The organism is Streptomyces sp. NPDC002730, from assembly GCF_042888805.1.
Classification (GTDB): domain Bacteria; phylum Actinomycetota; class Actinomycetes; order Streptomycetales; family Streptomycetaceae; genus Streptomyces.
On sequence record NZ_JBIAQG010000002.1, the window covers coordinates 585,169 to 600,700 of the forward strand.

Genomic DNA, 15,532 nt, shown 5'->3' on the forward strand with positions numbered 1-15,532 from the left:
AGTTGCTCAGGGGTGGCTGTGTATGGAAACACGCCGAGGGTCAAGGTTACGGGCGCCCGGGCAAGGGGTCAAACCGGGGTCGGCGCTCCCATTGCCCCGGCCATTACCCCTGCCGCAACCCCTTGGTAAGCGGCGGTTCCTGCCTGTTCAATGAGCGCTCGTGTCCTTTCGTTCACTGATCACCCTGCCTCGTATGCTCCGTCACGGCTCGTCCGTGGGCGCGGATCTGCCGCCGGACGAGGCCGTGAGCGTCGATTCCGTCGCCGAGCCCGCGCTGCGGGCCGCGCTGGCAGCGGCCGCGGCGGGCGACGCCGGTCCCGCCCGCGAGCTGCTCGCCGAGACCCGCCTCGACGCGCAGTGGGAGCGGCGCAGTGTCTGCGTCTCGGAACTGGCCGAGCACGCGCTGCGGAGCCCCGGCTGGCTGGAGGCGTGGCTGGCCGAGTCCCCCGAGGATCCCGACGCGATGCTCGTGAAGGCGGATCTCTGCATCCAGCAGGCCTGGGAGATACGTACGGGCTACCGCGCCAGGCATGTCTCCGAGGACCGGTTCCGGGCCTTCTTCACGCTCCTCGACGATGCCATTCCGGTGATCGCCGCCGCGGCCGAGCTGAACCCCACCGACCCGGTGCCGTGGGAGGTCGCTCTCACGCACGCACGCGGCATCCAGGCGCCACGCGATGTGTTCGACGCGTACTGGGCGGAAGCCGTCGCCCGCGCCCCGCACCACTACGGCTGCCACGCCACCGCCCTGCAGTATCTGTGCGACAAGTGGTACGGCTCGCACGAGGAGATGTTCGCCTTCGCGGAGCAGGCCGCCGAAGGTGCGCTGCCCGGCTCGAAGCTGCACGCGCTGCCGCTGCTCGCCGCCGTGGAGTACGAGGTCGTGTCCGACGACTCCACCGAGAACGGCCCGATCGTCCGCGCCCGGATCGAAGCGGCGATCGACCGCGCCCTGGAGCTCTCCGGCTGGTACGCGCCCGGCGACCCGGAGGCCGCCGGGTTCCGCAATCACCTCGCCCTCATGCTGATCTTCGCCGAGCGCTGGGCCGAGGCACTCGACGTCTTTCGGGCGATCGGCGTGCATGCGCGCGAGTACCCGTGGGCCTACGTCGGTGAGAGCCGCAAGGAGTTCCTGGAGTTCCGTCTGGGTGTACGGATGCAGGTTGCGTCGCAGACCCCGTTCTTCGGGCACCCGCCGCAGCCCGCCACGCCGGCGGCGGCGGCACTCTCCGCAGGCCCCGCCGTCCCCACGCCGCGCTCGCTCGCGATAGCCGCGGCCCCGCCCCACGAAGTCGCCGAGGCGGCGCTGATGTGCGGTGTCTCGCTCCGGATCGCCCCGGCCCCGTCCCCGTCCCCGTCCCGTATGAGTTACGTCGAACTCGTCCCCGACCCCTCCCCCGGCAGACGCGCGACCCTCGCGACCGGCGAGGAGATGCTGACGGCGGCCGCCGACAACTTCACCACCGGCGAGAAATGGCCCGCCCTGGTCCTGCGCCGCACCGCCGACCGCTACGGCTTCACTCTGTTCCACAAGGGCAAGGCACTCGCGTCCCATCTGTGGGACCCGGCCGCCCCGGTCACCGACCACGCCGAGGCCACCGCCACCGCGCAGGCCATCGCCGCCGTTTTCCCGGTGCCCGACCCGCGCCCGCTGGTCACGCTGCTGCGCGGCACGGACAGCCCGGCCCGGCGCCAGTCCGAGCTGGTGGCAGCGCTCGGGCTGCCGCCGGTCCCGGACGGCTTCGGCGAGCGCGACGAGATCCTCGAGAGCCTGCCGGGAGCCCAACTCCTCGCCCGCCGCGGGGTGTTCAAGGGGATCAGGGACACCATGTCGACCGACCTGGGCTCCCCCGCCCTGCCGGTCCGCCACCCGGCCCGCTGGTGGGTCCTGCGAATTCTGGGCCTGCTGCTCTTCGTCCCGGCGGCCGTGTACGCCTGGTGGTCCCCGGACGTGGGCTGGTACCGCACCATCGCCCCGACGGTCGCCGCGCTCTACCTCGCGGCCCAGCTGCGGAAGGCACGGGCTCACAGCCGGTGAGCCTGCTCCGGGCCGTATGCTCGCCGGGCGAAGCCGCGCACCGGAAGGCAGAGAAGTGAACTACAGGGTCCAGCCCACCGCCCAGGTCGACGAGACCGCCGAGATCGGCGCCGGGAGCAGCGTCTGGGAGCTCGCCCAGATCCGCGAGGGCGCAAAGCTCGGTGAGGGCTGCGTCGTCGGCCGCGGCGCCTACGTCGGCACCGGCGTGCAGATCGGCGACAACGTCAAGCTGCAGAACTACGCCCTCGTGTACGAGCCCGCGGAGCTCGGCGACGGCGTCTTCGTCGGCCCCGCCGTGGTGCTCACCAACGACCACAACCCGCGCTCCGTCGACCCGGACGGCAAGCAGAAGCGCGGCGGCGACTGGGAGGCCGTGGGCGTCAAGGTCGCGGAGGGCGCCTCGCTCGGCGCGCGCTCCGTGTGCGTGGCGCCGGTACGGATCGGACGCTGGTCCATGGTCGCCGCGGGCGCCGTCGTCACCAAGGACGTACCGGACTTCGCGCTGGTCGTCGGTGTGCCCGCCCGGCAGATCGGCTGGGTCGGCCGGTCCGGTGTCCGCCTGGTGGAGCGGGCCGGCGAGTCCGGTGTCTGGGAGTGCCCGCAGACCGGCGCGGTGTACGTCGAGAAGGACGGCGTCCTCGGCGAGCAGGCGGTCTGACAACGTTCCGGCCGCCGGTCCTGCCGGCGGCCGAACCGGACTCCGGGTTCCGCCTGAGCGGGGCCGGAACGGCCCCCCGGACCCCGGTCCCCCTAGGCGCGGGTCCAGGCCTCCAGGGCCAGCCCCGACTCGTCCTTCTGGCGGGTCACCCGCAGCGTCCCGTCCGTACCGAACGCTGCCATCACCACCCGCCCCCTGGCGTCGATCGCCAGCGCGGGCACGCCCACGCACGGCTCGCCCGTCAGGGTCCAGCTGACGCCGCTGGACTCGTCCTCCGTCGGATAGGCGGCGAGGGCCGGGCGGCCGGTCTCGGCGTCACGGTGGGCGAGGATCGTGCAGTCGTGGCCGTCGACCGGGGTACGCAGCAGGGCGACCGGGCCGGTGCCCGCACCGTCACCGAGAGCGGCCGGCGTCTTGTCGGACTCGCGCCAGGCGCGGACCGTGCGGTCGCCGGCGTCGTGCCAGAAGTGGGTGAGCCGGTTGCCGCCGGTGCGCTCGGCGGTGAGCGAGTCGGCAGCGGCCGAGGCCGGGATGTCCTCGGCGCGCTCGAACTTGACGCCCGCCTCCAGCTGCTTCCAGCGCATGATGTGGTCCGCCGTGGGAGCGAGGAGTTCCATCAGGCCGTCGGCCGTGATCGAGGCGGAGACCGTACCGGATGCTCCGCTGCCCTTGAAGTCGGCCCATTTGTTCCACTTGCCCGAAGGCACCTGGCTGCGTCCGCAGACACCGCCGCCCGCGTTGCGTACGAACACGTGCAGTGAACCTTCCGCGTCCACCACTGCCGACGGCAGGCCGATCTGCTCGGCGAGGTCGGGGTCGTTCGGGTACGGGCTGCCGAGCGGATACCAGTCCCGTATCGCCAGACCCGACTGGTACTGCAGGGCGTACACCACATCGGTGCCGGTCCGGCCGTCCGCGAGACGCTTGCGCCGCAGGCCCACCAGGTGGACATAGCCGTCGGCGCCCTGCGCGAGGCAGAGATACGGCAGTACGCCGGGGGCGGGGAGCAGATCGGGTGCGGACCACTCCGGGCCGCCGGGGCGGGTCTCGGTCCAGCGCAGCACACCTTCGGCGGCCGGGGCGTACGCGGTGAGCCTGCCGTCCTTGCCGCGCAGCAGCCAGCCGGCGGTGGGGGCGAGGGAGGTGTCCACGGGAGGTGTTCTGCCGGCCTTGCTACTCGGCGGCGCATCCGTACGCCGCGCAGATTTCCGTCCGGACCAGACCGCCATGGCACACCGTCGACTTTCCCGTGACCGCCCCGCGAAACTTGCGCGTCGATAGTACGACAGCCGCAGTACGACAGCCGCCCTGCGCGGACAGCCCACAGGAGCCCTCGACCACCCCACGGCTCGTTCACAGAATCGTTATCCGAGTACTCGTCGCACAGGTGGGACGTCCTCACGATGGGCCGGAAAGCACCGACTGCCGCGCGACGGCCGGGCCGCGAGCCTGCTCACCTCGGCGATTGCCTACCATTGCGTAGAGCACCCCTGGGCGCGTGTGCCGCACCGGGCTGTCCCGCCGCACCGGCTGTGGCGTGATCGCGCGGGGTGTCGGCCAGCAGTATGAGACCGTGACACGCCCCGCCAGTGACCTGACCCAGAAGAAGAGTGTTCAGTGAAAGTCATCAGCATCGTCGGTGCCCGTCCTCAATTGGTGAAGCTCGCACCCATCGCGGCCGCGTTCTCCGAGACGGAGCACGAGCACTTCATCGTGCACACCGGGCAGCACTACGACGCCGACCTCTCCGACGTCTTCTTCGACGGACTCGGCATCCCGGACCCGGATGTCCACCTCGGTGTCGGCTCCGGCAGCCACGGCGTCCAGACCGGTTCGGTGCTCACCGCGCTCGACCCGGTCCTCGAACGCGAGCAGCCGGACTGGGTCCTCGTCTACGGCGACACCAACTCCACGATCGCCGGTGCGCTGTCGGCCGTGAAGATGCACCTCCCGGTCGCACACCTCGAGGCCGGCCTGCGCTCCTTCAACCGGCGTATGCCGGAGGAGCACAACCGCGTGCTGACCGACCACTGCGCCGACGTCCTGCTGGCCCCGACCGAGGAGGCCATGCGCCACCTCGCCGACGAGGGCCTCAAGGACCGCGCCGTACTCGCCGGTGACGTCATGGTCGACATCTGCCTGCGCATCCGCGACGCGGTCCTCGCCGGCGAGCACGCGGCGCCCGCGCTGCCCGAGGGCATCGACCCCTCGAAGCCGTTCCTGCTGGCGACCCTGCACCGGCCCGACAACACCGACGACCCCGAGCGCCTCGCCGCGATCATCGGCTCGCTGGCCAAGCTGCCGGTGCCGGTGGCGCTGCTCGCGCACCCGCGCCTGGTCGCGCGCGCCGAGCAGCACGGCATCGACCTCGCGCAGGGCTCGGTGCACGTCGGCCGCCCGCTGCCGTACGCCGGTCTGGTCGCCGCGGTCCTGGCCTCGACCGGTGTCGTCACCGACTCCGGCGGTCTCCAGAAGGAAGCCTTCCTCCTGGAGCGGATCACCACCACGATCCGCCCCGAGACCGAGTGGGTGGAAACCGTCGACACCGGTTGGAACGTCTTGGTTCCCGACCCGCACGAGCTCTCCGCCGACGAGTGGGCCGCCACCGTCACCCGCGCGGTTCCGACGGCCGACCCGGGTACGCCGTACGGCGACGGACGAGCCGCGCAGAATGTTGTCCGGATCATGGAACAGTGGAAGGGGGGCAGCCGGCGCGCGTGACGGACACAGGGCTTCACAGGGGGCCCGAATCCGTACATGTCACCGTGCTAGCGTCACCGTTTATGTCAGCGTCTCCCAGGTCCGGGCTGCCCTCAGAAAGCACTCGGCCTCATGTCATCTATCTCGCCATCGGCTTCCCGCCGGCTGCGAAGAGCAGCGCATACCGTATGCGCGAGACGGCGAACCAGTTCTGCAACGCGGGCTGGGATGTCACCGTCGTCAACATCGCCCAGGAGTCCTGGGAGCGGGACTCGGGCGTTGACCTCACGCTCCTCGAGCAGGTCGACCCCCGGGTGAAGATCGTCGAGCTGCCGCTTTCCCGCGAGGACCTGGAAACGGACATCCGCCTCTACGGGGAGGAGCGCGCGCTCAACCCCAACAAGTGGGTCACGCAGCTGCGCAAGCGGCAGCAGAAGCCGTTCCCCGAGCCGAACTTCGGCGAGTGGCGCGGCGCGCTCGAGCAGGCCGTGCTCGACATTCACCAGGAGCACCCGGCGGACCTGCTCGTGGCCAGCTGCGTTCCGTATGTGAACCTCGCTGCGGCCTGGAAGCTCTGGGAAGAGGCCCGCGTTCCGTACGCGGTGGACTTCCGCGACGGCTGGTCCATCGACGTGATCACCGGCATCGAGGCCTTCACCAAGGACTCGGAGCTGGGCCACTGGGAGCAGAAGGTCCTCGACAACGCGGTCTCGCTGTGGGTCGTGAACGACCCGATCGCCGACCACTACCGCGCCCGCTACCCGGAGATCGCCTCCCGCGTCGAGGTCGTACGCAACGGTTACGACGCCGACAGCTCGCCCGGCCGGGCGCACAACCCGGACCCCGAGTCCGGTCTTGTCTTCGGTTACCTGGGCACGGTCAACTTCACGCCCGCGCACCTGGAAACGGTGCTCAACGCCTGGCGTGCCGCCCGTGAGCGGGAGCCGCTGCTCGCCAACGCACGCTTCGAGGTACGCGGCCACATCGGCAACGGAGCGGGCCGCGAGGCCAACAAGCACTCCGAGATGCTCAAGCAGGCCGAGGCCGACGGCGTCTCCTTCGGGGGGCCCGCCGCCAAGGCCGAGGTCTCCTCCATCTACGCCCGCTGGGACGCGATGGTGCTCATCCTGATCGGCGGTCGCTATGTGACCTCCGGCAAGGTCTACGAGTACATGGCCACCGGCCTGCCGATCGTCTCGGCGCACGTCGTCGAGCACGACGCCTCGAACGTCCTGCAGGGTCACCCCCTGTGGACCGGCGCCGTGGGTCTCGACGAGGAGGGCCTGGCGGAGTCCTTCGTCAGGGCGGCGCACATGGCCGTCGAGACGAGCGACGAGGTGCACGCGGAAGCGATGGCGCACGCCGACCAGTTCACCCGCGAGGCGCTGATGTCCGTCGCCGTGAAGAACCTGGTCAACCGGCTCGCGGCGGACCACGGCGGGCCTGCCGCGCTTCCCGGAGCCACCATCTCCCAGTCCGCCGGAACCGCGGATGTGGACAACCGCTCCCCGAAGTCGATCGTCGCCGGAGGTCCCACCCCGTGACCGATGTGCTGCTTGTCGCCGCCTCCCAGCCGCAGCTCGGCGTGCTGGCCGGTGCGGTGCAGAAGTTCCGCGCTCTCGGCGCCAGCGTCTACCTGGCCTGTGCCTTCGACGCAAAGGGCTGCCAGGAGGAACTCGACCGGCTCGAGCTGGACGGGTATCACCAACTGCCCTACGGAATAGGGCATCTGAGCACCGCCACGCGGCGCAAGCTGAAGAAGGTGCCGCACAGCCGACGGCTGTGGGTCCAGAGCCGTCGCAACGTCTGGCTGCGCCGGCACGGTCTGGGCGCGCAGCAGCTCGTCGCGCTCGACGCGAACGCCGTGTACACGGTCTGGCGGCTGGCCCAGTACAACACCGGCGCCGGTGCCTCCTTCGGTATCGCGCCGGCTCTCCGGGCCCTGGAGAATCCGCGTGTACCGGGCCGTCCGGCCGCGGTTGCGACCAGGCGGAGGGCACTCGTGCCGCCGCCGGCGCTGCTCGCCAGCGATGTACGCCGCCAGGCCAGGGCGCTGCCCCAGACCATGCTGCGTACGGCCACCGCACGCCCCGTGATGCGCAGCTCCGTCGGCGCCCGGCTGTGGCGCACCGCTCTCGGCGCGCCCGGTGTGCCCGCCAAGGTGCGGGCCGCGCTGTCCCGCCAGGTGGCGGAGGGCATGCGCTGGGCCGGCCGGCCCGGTGGCGCGACACTCGCGCTGACCACCGCCGCGGGGCGCATCTCGGACCGGAAGATCAGGACCGGGCTGCTCGACGAGGCGGTCAAGACCGAGCTCAACAAGGGCATCGCACCGCGTGCTCTGGACCGTACGGTCAACGAGCTGCTGGCCTCCGCCGACGAGTACTACAAGGCCGGTGACCCGGCTGCGGCGGCGTCCACGCTGGACCGTGCGCTCGTTCTCGGTTTCCACCGGGTCGTCCACATCGACCAGTTGAGCTCTCCGCTGGCCGCCGACCCCGAGGCCTTCTCCGCGCCGGTGCACCGCTCGGCGGTCATGAAGAAGATCGTGGAGCCGCGCGGCAGGAAGACTCCCGCCGCCACGCCACCGGCCGACCGGCCGCTGCGACTGCTGGTCACCACGAGCGCCAACGACAACTTCCTGAAGCTGATCCTGTCCCACTACGAGGCCCACCAGGGCGTCGAGGTCCGTTACCTGGACCTGGCGGCCAGCCCGGCCATGAAGCGCCTCTCGTGGGCCGGCCGGCGGATGATAGAGAACCGTCTCGGGGGCGACGCCCTCTACGCGGAGCAGGTCGAGACGCTCATGCGGCCCCATCTGGACTGGGCCGACACGGTGTTCCTCGACTGGTGTGTGGCACCGGCCGTGATGCTCACGACGATCGACCCGGGCGACACCCGGATCGTCGTCCGGCTGCACAGCTACGAGGCCTTCACCCGCTGGCCGCACCTGGTCGACTTCTCGCGTGTGGACGACCTCGTGTACGTCGCGGACCATGTGCAGGACCTGACGACCTCGCTGGTTCCGCAGCTGCGCGGTCCGCAGGCGCCGCGTACGCACATGCTCGACAACGCCATGGACCTGAGCGCCTTCAACCGCGCGAAGCCGGCCGACGCCCGCTTCAACCTCGGGCTCATCGGTATCTCGCAGGTCGCGAAGGACCCGCTGTGGGCCATCGACGTACTGCAGCGGGTGCGCAAGGCGGACGAGCGTTACCGGCTGCTGCTGGTCGGCAGCGACATGGACCGCAAGACCAGCCGCGCCACCAAGGACTACCTCGCGGAGTTCGAGAAGCAGCTGGCGCCGCTGGAGGAGTCCGGTGCGGTGGTACGTCTCGGGCCGACCGACGATGTGCCGTCCGCGCTCACCGAGATCGGCACGATCCTCAGCTCCTCGGTGCGTGAGGGCTGCCACGTCGGACTGATGGAGGGCGCGGCGAGCGCCGCCGTCCCCGTCGTCCGCGACTGGCCGTTCTACGCCGGGCGCGAGCACAGCGCCCGTACGCTCTACCCGGAGGGCTGGGTCGTCGGCTCTCCCGAGGAGGCCGCGAAGCGCATTCTCGAGACCACCGCGACCGAGGAGAGCTGGCGGAACGCGGGCAAGCTCGCCTCCGAGCATGCGCTCTCCGCGTGGGACTGGCCCGTGGTGAGCCGGCGCTTCGACAAGCTGCTGCTCGGCGAGTAGGACAGCGCGCGTACGAAGGAAGGGCCCCCGGGATTCCCGGGGGCCCTTCCTTCGTACAGGCAGTGAATCTGCGCGGGGATCTACGCGGTGAATCTGCGCGGCGATCTACGCGGTGGACCTGCGCGGCCGATCTGCGCGGTGGATCCTGCTCAGCCGCGCGCCTCCGGGTGGCGCAGGCACCAGCCCGCCCAAGCCGATGTGACCATCGCGCGCACGTCGTGGCGCGCCTGCCAGCCCAGCTCCTCACGGATCCGGTCGGCCGCCGCCACGACCCGTGCCGGGTCGCCGGGACGGCGCTCGGTGACCACCGGTTTGAGGTCGTCCCGTCCGGTGACGTCCTGGATGGTGGTGACCATCTCGGCGACCGAAACGCCTTCGCCGCGGCCGATGTTGAGGATCAGCGAGGCCGAGGCGTCCTCGGCGAGCCGCCGCGCCGCCGCTACATGGGCGGAGGCGATGTCCTCGACATGGATGTAGTCGCGGATGCAGGTGCCGTCGGGCGTCTGGTAGTCGTCGCCGAAGATACGCGGCGACTCGCCCGCCGTGAGGCGCTCGAAGACCATCGGCACCAGATTGAAGATGCCGTCGTCACCGAGTTCGGGCGAGGCGGCGCCCGCGACGTTGAAGTAGCGCAGCGAGGCCGTCGCCATACCGTGTGCCTTGCCGACGGCTGTGACCAGCCACTCCCCGGCCAGCTTGGTCTCGCCGTACGGGCTCATCGGCAGACACGGCGTCTGCTCGGTGACCAGGTCGACATCGGGCATGCCGTAGACCGAGGCGGAGGAGGAGAACAGGAACCGGCGCACACCGGCGTCGGCGGCCGCGGCCAGAACGGTCCGCAGCCCCTCGACGTTCTCGTAGTAGTAGTGCAGCGGCAGCGCGACGGACTCGCCGACCTGCTTCTTGCCCGCGAGGTGCACGATGCCGGTGACGGAGTGCTCGCGCAGGACGCGGTCGACCAGCTCACGGTCGAGTACCGAGCCCACCTCCAGCGGGACTCCGGCGGACAGCCGCTCGGTGCTGCCCGTGCTGAGGTCGTCGAGGACGACGACACGCTCGCCGCCGTCGGTCATCGCCTTCACCACGTGCGAGCCGATGTATCCGGCGCCGCCAGTAATCAACCAGGTCATGGGGAAACCCTCTGCAACTCAGCCCTGCCCCACCAACTACGCGGGGCAGGGCCTTCGTCTCGTAGATCAGCCATCAATTGAGCAACCCCCGCGAGAGCCTCCGCGGGAGCGGCGCCGGTTCAGGCGCGGTGGCAGCGTCAGCCGCCGATGACGACGCGGCGGACGCCTTCCCAGCGCGCCGGGTCGGTGGTGCGCCGGCCGTCGACCAGGACGCGGACGTCCGGCAGGTCGGTGGCGGCCAGCTCGCGGTACTCGGCGTGGTCGGCCTGCAGGATCGCGGCGGTGACGACCTGGCCCTCGTGCGGAGTGAGGTCGTGCGCGGCCAGCTCCTCGGAGGTGTACATCGGGTCCGACACGAAGGGGACGGCCCCGCGCGCCTTGAGCGCCTCGACGGTCGGGAAGACGCCGGAGAAGGCCGTCTCCTTCACGCCGCCGCGGTAGGCGGCGCCGAGCACCAGCACGCCCACGCCGTCCAGGTCGCCGTAGGCGGCGGCCAGCAGGTCGACGGCGTACTCCGGCATGGCGGCGTTCGCCTCGCGCGCCGAGCGCACGACGGTGGCCTCCGGGTCGTTCCACAGGTACATCCGCGGGTAGATCGGGATGCAGTGGCCGCCGACCGCGATACCGGGCTGGTGGATGTGGCTGTACGGCTGCGAGTTGCAGGCCTCGATGACCTTCTTGACGTCGATGTCGTTCTTGTCGGCGAAGCGGGCGAACTGGTTCGCCAGGCCGATGTTGACGTCGCGGTAGGTGGTCTCGGCGAGCTTCGCCAGCTCCGAAGCCTCGGCGGTGCCCAGGTCCCAGACGCCGTTCGGCTGCGCCAGGTCCGCGCGCTCGTCGAAGTCGAGCACCTGCTCGTAGAACGCCACACCGCGCTGCGTCGAGGCCTCGTCGATGCCGCCGACGAGCTTGGGGTAGCGGCGCAGGTCGGCGAAGACACGGCCGGTGAGGACGCGCTCCGGCGAGAACACCAGGTGGAAGTCCTTGCCCGCGGTGAGGCCGGAGCCCTGCTCCAGCATCGGGGCCCAGCGGGTGCGGGTGGTGCCGACCGGCAGGGTGGTCTCGTACGAGACGAGGGTGCCGGGCTTGAGGCCGGCGGCGATCGCCTTGGTCGCGGAGTCCATCCAGCCGAAGTCCGGCACGCCCTCGGCGTCCACGAACAGCGGGACCACGACCACGACGGCGTCGGACTCGGCGACGGCGGCCGCGGTGTCGGTGGTCGCGGACAGCAGCCCGGCGCCGACGGTCTCCTTGAGCAGGCGGTCGAGGTCGTGCTCGCCGGGGAAGGGCTCGGTGCCGGCGTTGACCAGCTCGACGACCTTCTCGTTGACGTCGGCGCCGATCACCCGGTGGCCCTTGGCGGCGAACTGCACGGCGAGCGGAAGCCCGATCTTGCCGAGCGCGACTACACAGATATTCATCGGGTTACTTTCCTCTTCAACCGGACCAGCAGGGGTCGCACACGCGACCACCATCTTTGCGCGGGCGGGAACAGCAGACCGGTCTGGATGACCATCCGGCCCTTGGGATTCACGCGCGCCGCCACTCGATACGGGGTGCCACTGCGCCAGCGCCGGGCGAGCGGCATCGGCAGATCCTTGCCGCGCACCGGGATCTCGTACGTCCAGCCTGCGACATCCACATAGAGGCGCACGCCGAGCGAAGCCTGGCGGGGCTGGATCGGAATCCGCGCACGGACGACCGTGCCGGCGCCGTCAGCAGTGACTTCCTGAGTGAACTCCCCCACGGGTGCGGGGAGTTCATGGCCGGCGGGCAGCCTGCGGGCGCCGGCCTTGTCCGCGCTCTTGGGCATCGCGCCCTGGACGAGCCGGACGACGGCCGAGTCGGTGTCACCGGTGAGCCCGGTCCGTACCGCCAGGGCCAGGGACAGATCGTCGCCGTTCTGCTCCCACTCGGCCGAGACCAGCTCGGTCCGGGCCGAGAGCCGGCCGGGCACCGATTCCCCGACCACCTCGAAGACCCGGTCGGGGAGATCCATCGCGGGGTCCCTGAAGCCCGGGTAGAGCGCGAAGGCCCTGTCGTCCTCCAGGTGGAACGGCGGTGCGCCGTTCTCCTCCTCCGCCACGATCGCCGCGACGAGCTCGTCCACCGCGCCGCGCCGGGCCAGGGCGAGCCTGACCCGTCGCATGACCGGCAGCGAGTCGCTCAGACCGTCCGTGAGGTACTCGTCGGCCAGATCGGCGATACCGGCGCACACCTCGCGCCTGGTCTGCGGGTCGAGCGCCGGGAAGTCGCCCTGGATGAGCTTGGACAGCTCCCAGGTGAAGTGGCGCTTGAAGACGAAGTCCCGCTGCGGTCCCGCCTCGATCAGTCCGGCCGCGTGCTTGAGGATCTTCGCGGTGCAGCCGAGCCGGGCGAGATGATTCGCCCGGTAGGTGATGTTGCTCGCGTCCCCGCGCTTGACCGCGTAGTAGTACGTGTAGTCCGCGAGCACCGAGATCTTCCGGGCCCGGACACACGCCTCGACGGTGAACGGCTGGTCGCTGCCGACCGGCAGGTCCTCGGGGAAGCGCAGGTGGTACTTCTCCACCAGCTCACGGCGGAAGAGCTTGGTGTTGGCCAGCGTGAACGGCAGTGCCGAGTCGTAGAGGCTGACGTCCGGGTCGCTCTTCTTGAAGAGCGCCTGATGGACATAGCGGCCGTTGGTGCCGACCATCTTGCCGACCACGACGTCGGATTCGTGCTTCTCGGCACAGGCCACCATCCGCTCCAACGCCTCTTTGCCGAGGTAGTCGTCGGAGCCGATGAAGTAGACGTAACGTCCGGTGGCCACGTCCAGCGCCCTGTTGCTGGGCGCGGCCGGGCCACCGGAGTTCGCCTGGTGTATCACCTTGACGGTGTCCGGGTACTTCTTGGCGAAGCGGTCGAGCTCCGCTCCGCTGTCGTCCGTGGAACCGTCGTCGACGGCCACGATCTCGAGCCTGTCCAGGCCAATGCTCTGCCCGACAAGGGAGTTAAGGCATTCCGTCAGATACGGCATCGTGTTGTACACGGCGACGACGACGGTGACATCAGGACTGGTCAAGGCTCCTCGCCCTACTGGGCCGCGGCGTGCGCGGAGAGATCGACGGTGATGCCGAGGGAAGCGGATTCCAGCACCGCGGCTGCCACCTCGACCGTACGAAGGCCCTGGCGGAGCGTGCAGATGTCCTGGGACTTGCCGAGGACCGCGTCACGGAAGAGCTCGTGCTCGACCAGCAGCGGCTCACGCTTCGGGATGGCGTAGCGGATCATGTCGCCCTCGGCGACACCGCGGAAGGCCTGCAGGGCCTCCCACTCGGTGGCCTGGGCGGCGTTGGAGTAGAAGGTCAGGTCGGCGGTGAGGGTGTCCGCGATGAAGCAGCCCTTCTCACCGGTGACCGAGGTGAACCGCTCCTTGAGCGGGCTCAGCCAGTTGACCAGGTGGTTGACCATGGTGCCGTCGGAGAGCTGACCGACCGCGGAGACCATGTCCTCGTGCGGACGGCCCGACTTGGAGACGGTACGGGCGGAGATCGAGGTGTACGTCTGGCCCGTCACCCACCCGGTGAGGTCGATGTCGTGGGTGGCGAGGTCCTTGACCACGCCGACATCGGCGATGCGGTGCGGGAAGGGGCCCTGGCGGCGGGTGACGACCTGGTAGACGTCGCCGAGCTCGCCGGCCTCCAGGCGCTGGCGCAGCGAGCGCAGCGCGGGGTTGCAGCGCTCGATGTGGCCGACGCCGGCGACCAGGCCGCGCGACTCGAAGGCCTCGACGAGGCGGCGGGCGCCTTCCACGGTGTCCGCGACCGGCTTCTCGACCAGCGCGCCGACACCGGCCTCGGCGAGCTTGAGACCGACTTCCTCGTGCAGGGCGGTCGGGCAGGCCACGACGGCGTAGTCGATGCCGAGCGCGATGAGCTCCTCGACGGTCGACAGCACAGGGGCGCCCTGCCCCCAGCCGTTCTTGTCACCCATCGGGTCGACGACGGCGACAAGCTCGACGCCCTCGAGACCGGCGAGTACGCGGGCGTGGTGGCGGCCCATCGAGCCGAGGCCGATCAGGCCGGCTCGCAGTCCCCGGGTGGTCACAGATTCTCTCCAAGATCGTTCACGGCGGCGACGATGCGCTCGAGGTCCTCCGCGGTCAGCGAAGGATGCACCGGCAGCGAGACGACCTCGGAGGCCGCGCGCTCGGTCTCGGGCAGGTCCCAGTTACGGCCGGCCTTCTGGTCCGGCTCCCAGTACGGCTTCAGCCGGTGGATCGGGGTGGGGTAGTAGACGGCGTTGCCGACGCCCGCCTCGGTGAGCTTCGCCATCGCGGCGTCGCGGTCCCCTGTGATCCGGATCGTGTACTGGTGGTAGATGTGGCGCGCGCCCTCGGCGACCGTCGGGGTCTGCACGTTCGGCGCCGTGATGTGCTCGGTGAGGTACGCGGCGTTGGCGATGCGCTGCTCGGTCCAGCCACCCAGCTTCGACAGCTGTACGCGGCCGACGGCGGCGGCGACATCGGTCATTCGCATGTTGGCGCCGACGATCTCGTTGGCGTACCGCTGCTCCATGCCCTGGTTGCGCAGCAGGCGCAGGGTGCGGGCGACCTCGGCGTCACCGGTGGAGATCATGCCGCCCTCGAGGGAGTGCATGTTCTTGGTCGGGTAGAAGCTGAACGTGCCGCCGGAGCCGAAGGCGCCGACCGGGGTGCCGTTCAGCGCCGCGGCGTGCGCCTGGCAGGCGTCCTCGACCACGGCCAGCTTGTGCTTGGCGGCGATGGGCATGATCTTGTCCATCGCGGCCGGGTGGCCGTAGAGGTGCACCGGCATGATCGCGGCGGTGCGCGGCGTGATGGCGGCCTCGACCGCCGCCGGGTCCAGGCCATAGCTGCCGGGCTCGATGTCGGCGAAGACGACGTCGGCGCCGACCAGGCGGACCGCGTTCGCCGAGGCGGCGAAAGAGAACGAAGGAACGATTACTTCGTCACCCGGGCCGATACCAAGTGCCAGCAGAAGGAGGTGCAGTGCGGAGGTACCCGAGTTGACGGCCACGCAATGGCGCCCCTCGACCAGCTCCGAGAAGCCCTCCTCGAATGCCGCCACCTCCGGGCCCTGTACGACCCTGCCGGAACGCAGTACACGTACCGCCGCCTCGATCTCTTCCTCACCGATGACCGGGCGGGCAGCGGGAATGGGCTGCTGGTTGCTGCTCGTCATGGACGTCCTCCTTGAACACCGCTGAACTCTTTATGGCAGAGGATCAGGGGTCGTGCGGACGTCTCACGAGGCCGCGCAAACCCCTCCGGCGCGAAGCCGACGCCCTACCGAGGATTCTGGGACCGGTCTTGTCCCGAA

11 protein-coding genes are annotated in these 15,532 nt (G+C 70.4%); 5 read left to right on the forward strand and 6 right to left on the reverse strand.

Going from position 1 to position 15,532, the window contains the following annotated elements:
• The first annotated feature begins 193 nt into the window (after window positions 1-193).
• Together ACFYXH_RS07545 and ACFYXH_RS07550 are read left to right on the forward strand one after the other, a co-directional pair.
• Entirely contained in the window at window positions 194-2,038 is a 1,845-nt protein-coding gene (locus tag ACFYXH_RS07545; RefSeq protein WP_389561174.1) for a hypothetical protein, read from the forward strand.
• A 55-nt stretch (window positions 2,039-2,093) separates the two neighbouring features.
• Window positions 2,094-2,696, forward strand: a complete 603-nt coding sequence (locus ACFYXH_RS07550) for an acyltransferase (RefSeq protein ID WP_327323580.1) — start codon at window positions 2,094-2,096, stop codon at window positions 2,694-2,696.
• 92 nt (window positions 2,697-2,788) lie between these two features.
• Here ACFYXH_RS07550 and ACFYXH_RS07555 read toward each other — a convergent pair whose 3' ends face one another.
• Entirely contained in the window at window positions 2,789-3,847 is a 1,059-nt protein-coding gene (locus ACFYXH_RS07555) for a hypothetical protein (RefSeq protein ID WP_389561175.1), read from the reverse strand.
• 466 nt (window positions 3,848-4,313) lie between these two features.
• Between ACFYXH_RS07555 and wecB the strand changes: the two genes are divergently transcribed.
• The 3 genes from wecB (at window position 4,314) to ACFYXH_RS07570 (ending at window position 9,078) form a co-directional block, all read left to right on the forward strand.
• Window positions 4,314-5,417: a non-hydrolyzing UDP-N-acetylglucosamine 2-epimerase gene (gene wecB / locus ACFYXH_RS07560; RefSeq protein WP_362681015.1), complete on the forward strand. Its 1,104-nt coding sequence runs from the start codon at window positions 4,314-4,316 to the stop codon at window positions 5,415-5,417.
• Between the two features lie 167 nt (window positions 5,418-5,584).
• Window positions 5,585-6,940 (forward strand): glycosyltransferase, encoded by a 1,356-nt coding sequence (locus ACFYXH_RS07565; RefSeq protein WP_389561176.1) that lies wholly within the window; start codon window positions 5,585-5,587, stop codon window positions 6,938-6,940.
• Window positions 6,937-9,078, forward strand: coding sequence for a glycosyltransferase family 1 protein (locus ACFYXH_RS07570; RefSeq protein WP_389561177.1), 2,142 nt, complete (start codon window positions 6,937-6,939; stop codon window positions 9,076-9,078). Before ACFYXH_RS07565 ends, ACFYXH_RS07570 begins: the two co-directional genes overlap by 4 nt.
• Before the next feature lie 149 nt (window positions 9,079-9,227).
• On the opposite strand, the gene galE is transcribed toward ACFYXH_RS07570, so the two are convergent.
• From galE to ACFYXH_RS07595, 5 genes are all read right to left on the reverse strand, one after another.
• Window positions 9,228-10,208 (reverse strand): UDP-glucose 4-epimerase GalE, encoded by a 981-nt coding sequence (gene galE, locus ACFYXH_RS07575; protein WP_389561178.1) that lies wholly within the window; start codon window positions 10,206-10,208, stop codon window positions 9,228-9,230.
• Between the two features lie 137 nt (window positions 10,209-10,345).
• Window positions 10,346-11,629 carry a nucleotide sugar dehydrogenase gene (locus ACFYXH_RS07580; protein WP_389561179.1) on the reverse strand — a complete coding sequence of 428 codons (1,284 nt, stop codon included), beginning with the start codon at window positions 11,627-11,629 and terminating at the stop codon, window positions 10,346-10,348.
• Window positions 11,626-13,254: a glycosyltransferase family 2 protein gene (locus ACFYXH_RS07585; RefSeq protein ID WP_385308301.1), complete on the reverse strand. Its 1,629-nt coding sequence runs from the start codon at window positions 13,252-13,254 to the stop codon at window positions 11,626-11,628. Before ACFYXH_RS07585 ends, ACFYXH_RS07580 begins: the two co-directional genes overlap by 4 nt.
• Before the next feature lie 11 nt (window positions 13,255-13,265).
• On the reverse strand, window positions 13,266-14,279 hold the full coding sequence (locus ACFYXH_RS07590; protein ID WP_385308299.1) for a Gfo/Idh/MocA family protein: 1,014 nt from the start codon (window positions 14,277-14,279) through the stop codon (window positions 13,266-13,268).
• Entirely contained in the window at window positions 14,276-15,394 is a 1,119-nt protein-coding gene (locus ACFYXH_RS07595; RefSeq protein ID WP_389561180.1) for a DegT/DnrJ/EryC1/StrS family aminotransferase, read from the reverse strand. The genes ACFYXH_RS07590 and ACFYXH_RS07595 overlap by 4 nt, the downstream gene beginning before the upstream one ends.
• Between the last annotated feature and the right edge of the window lie 138 nt (window positions 15,395-15,532).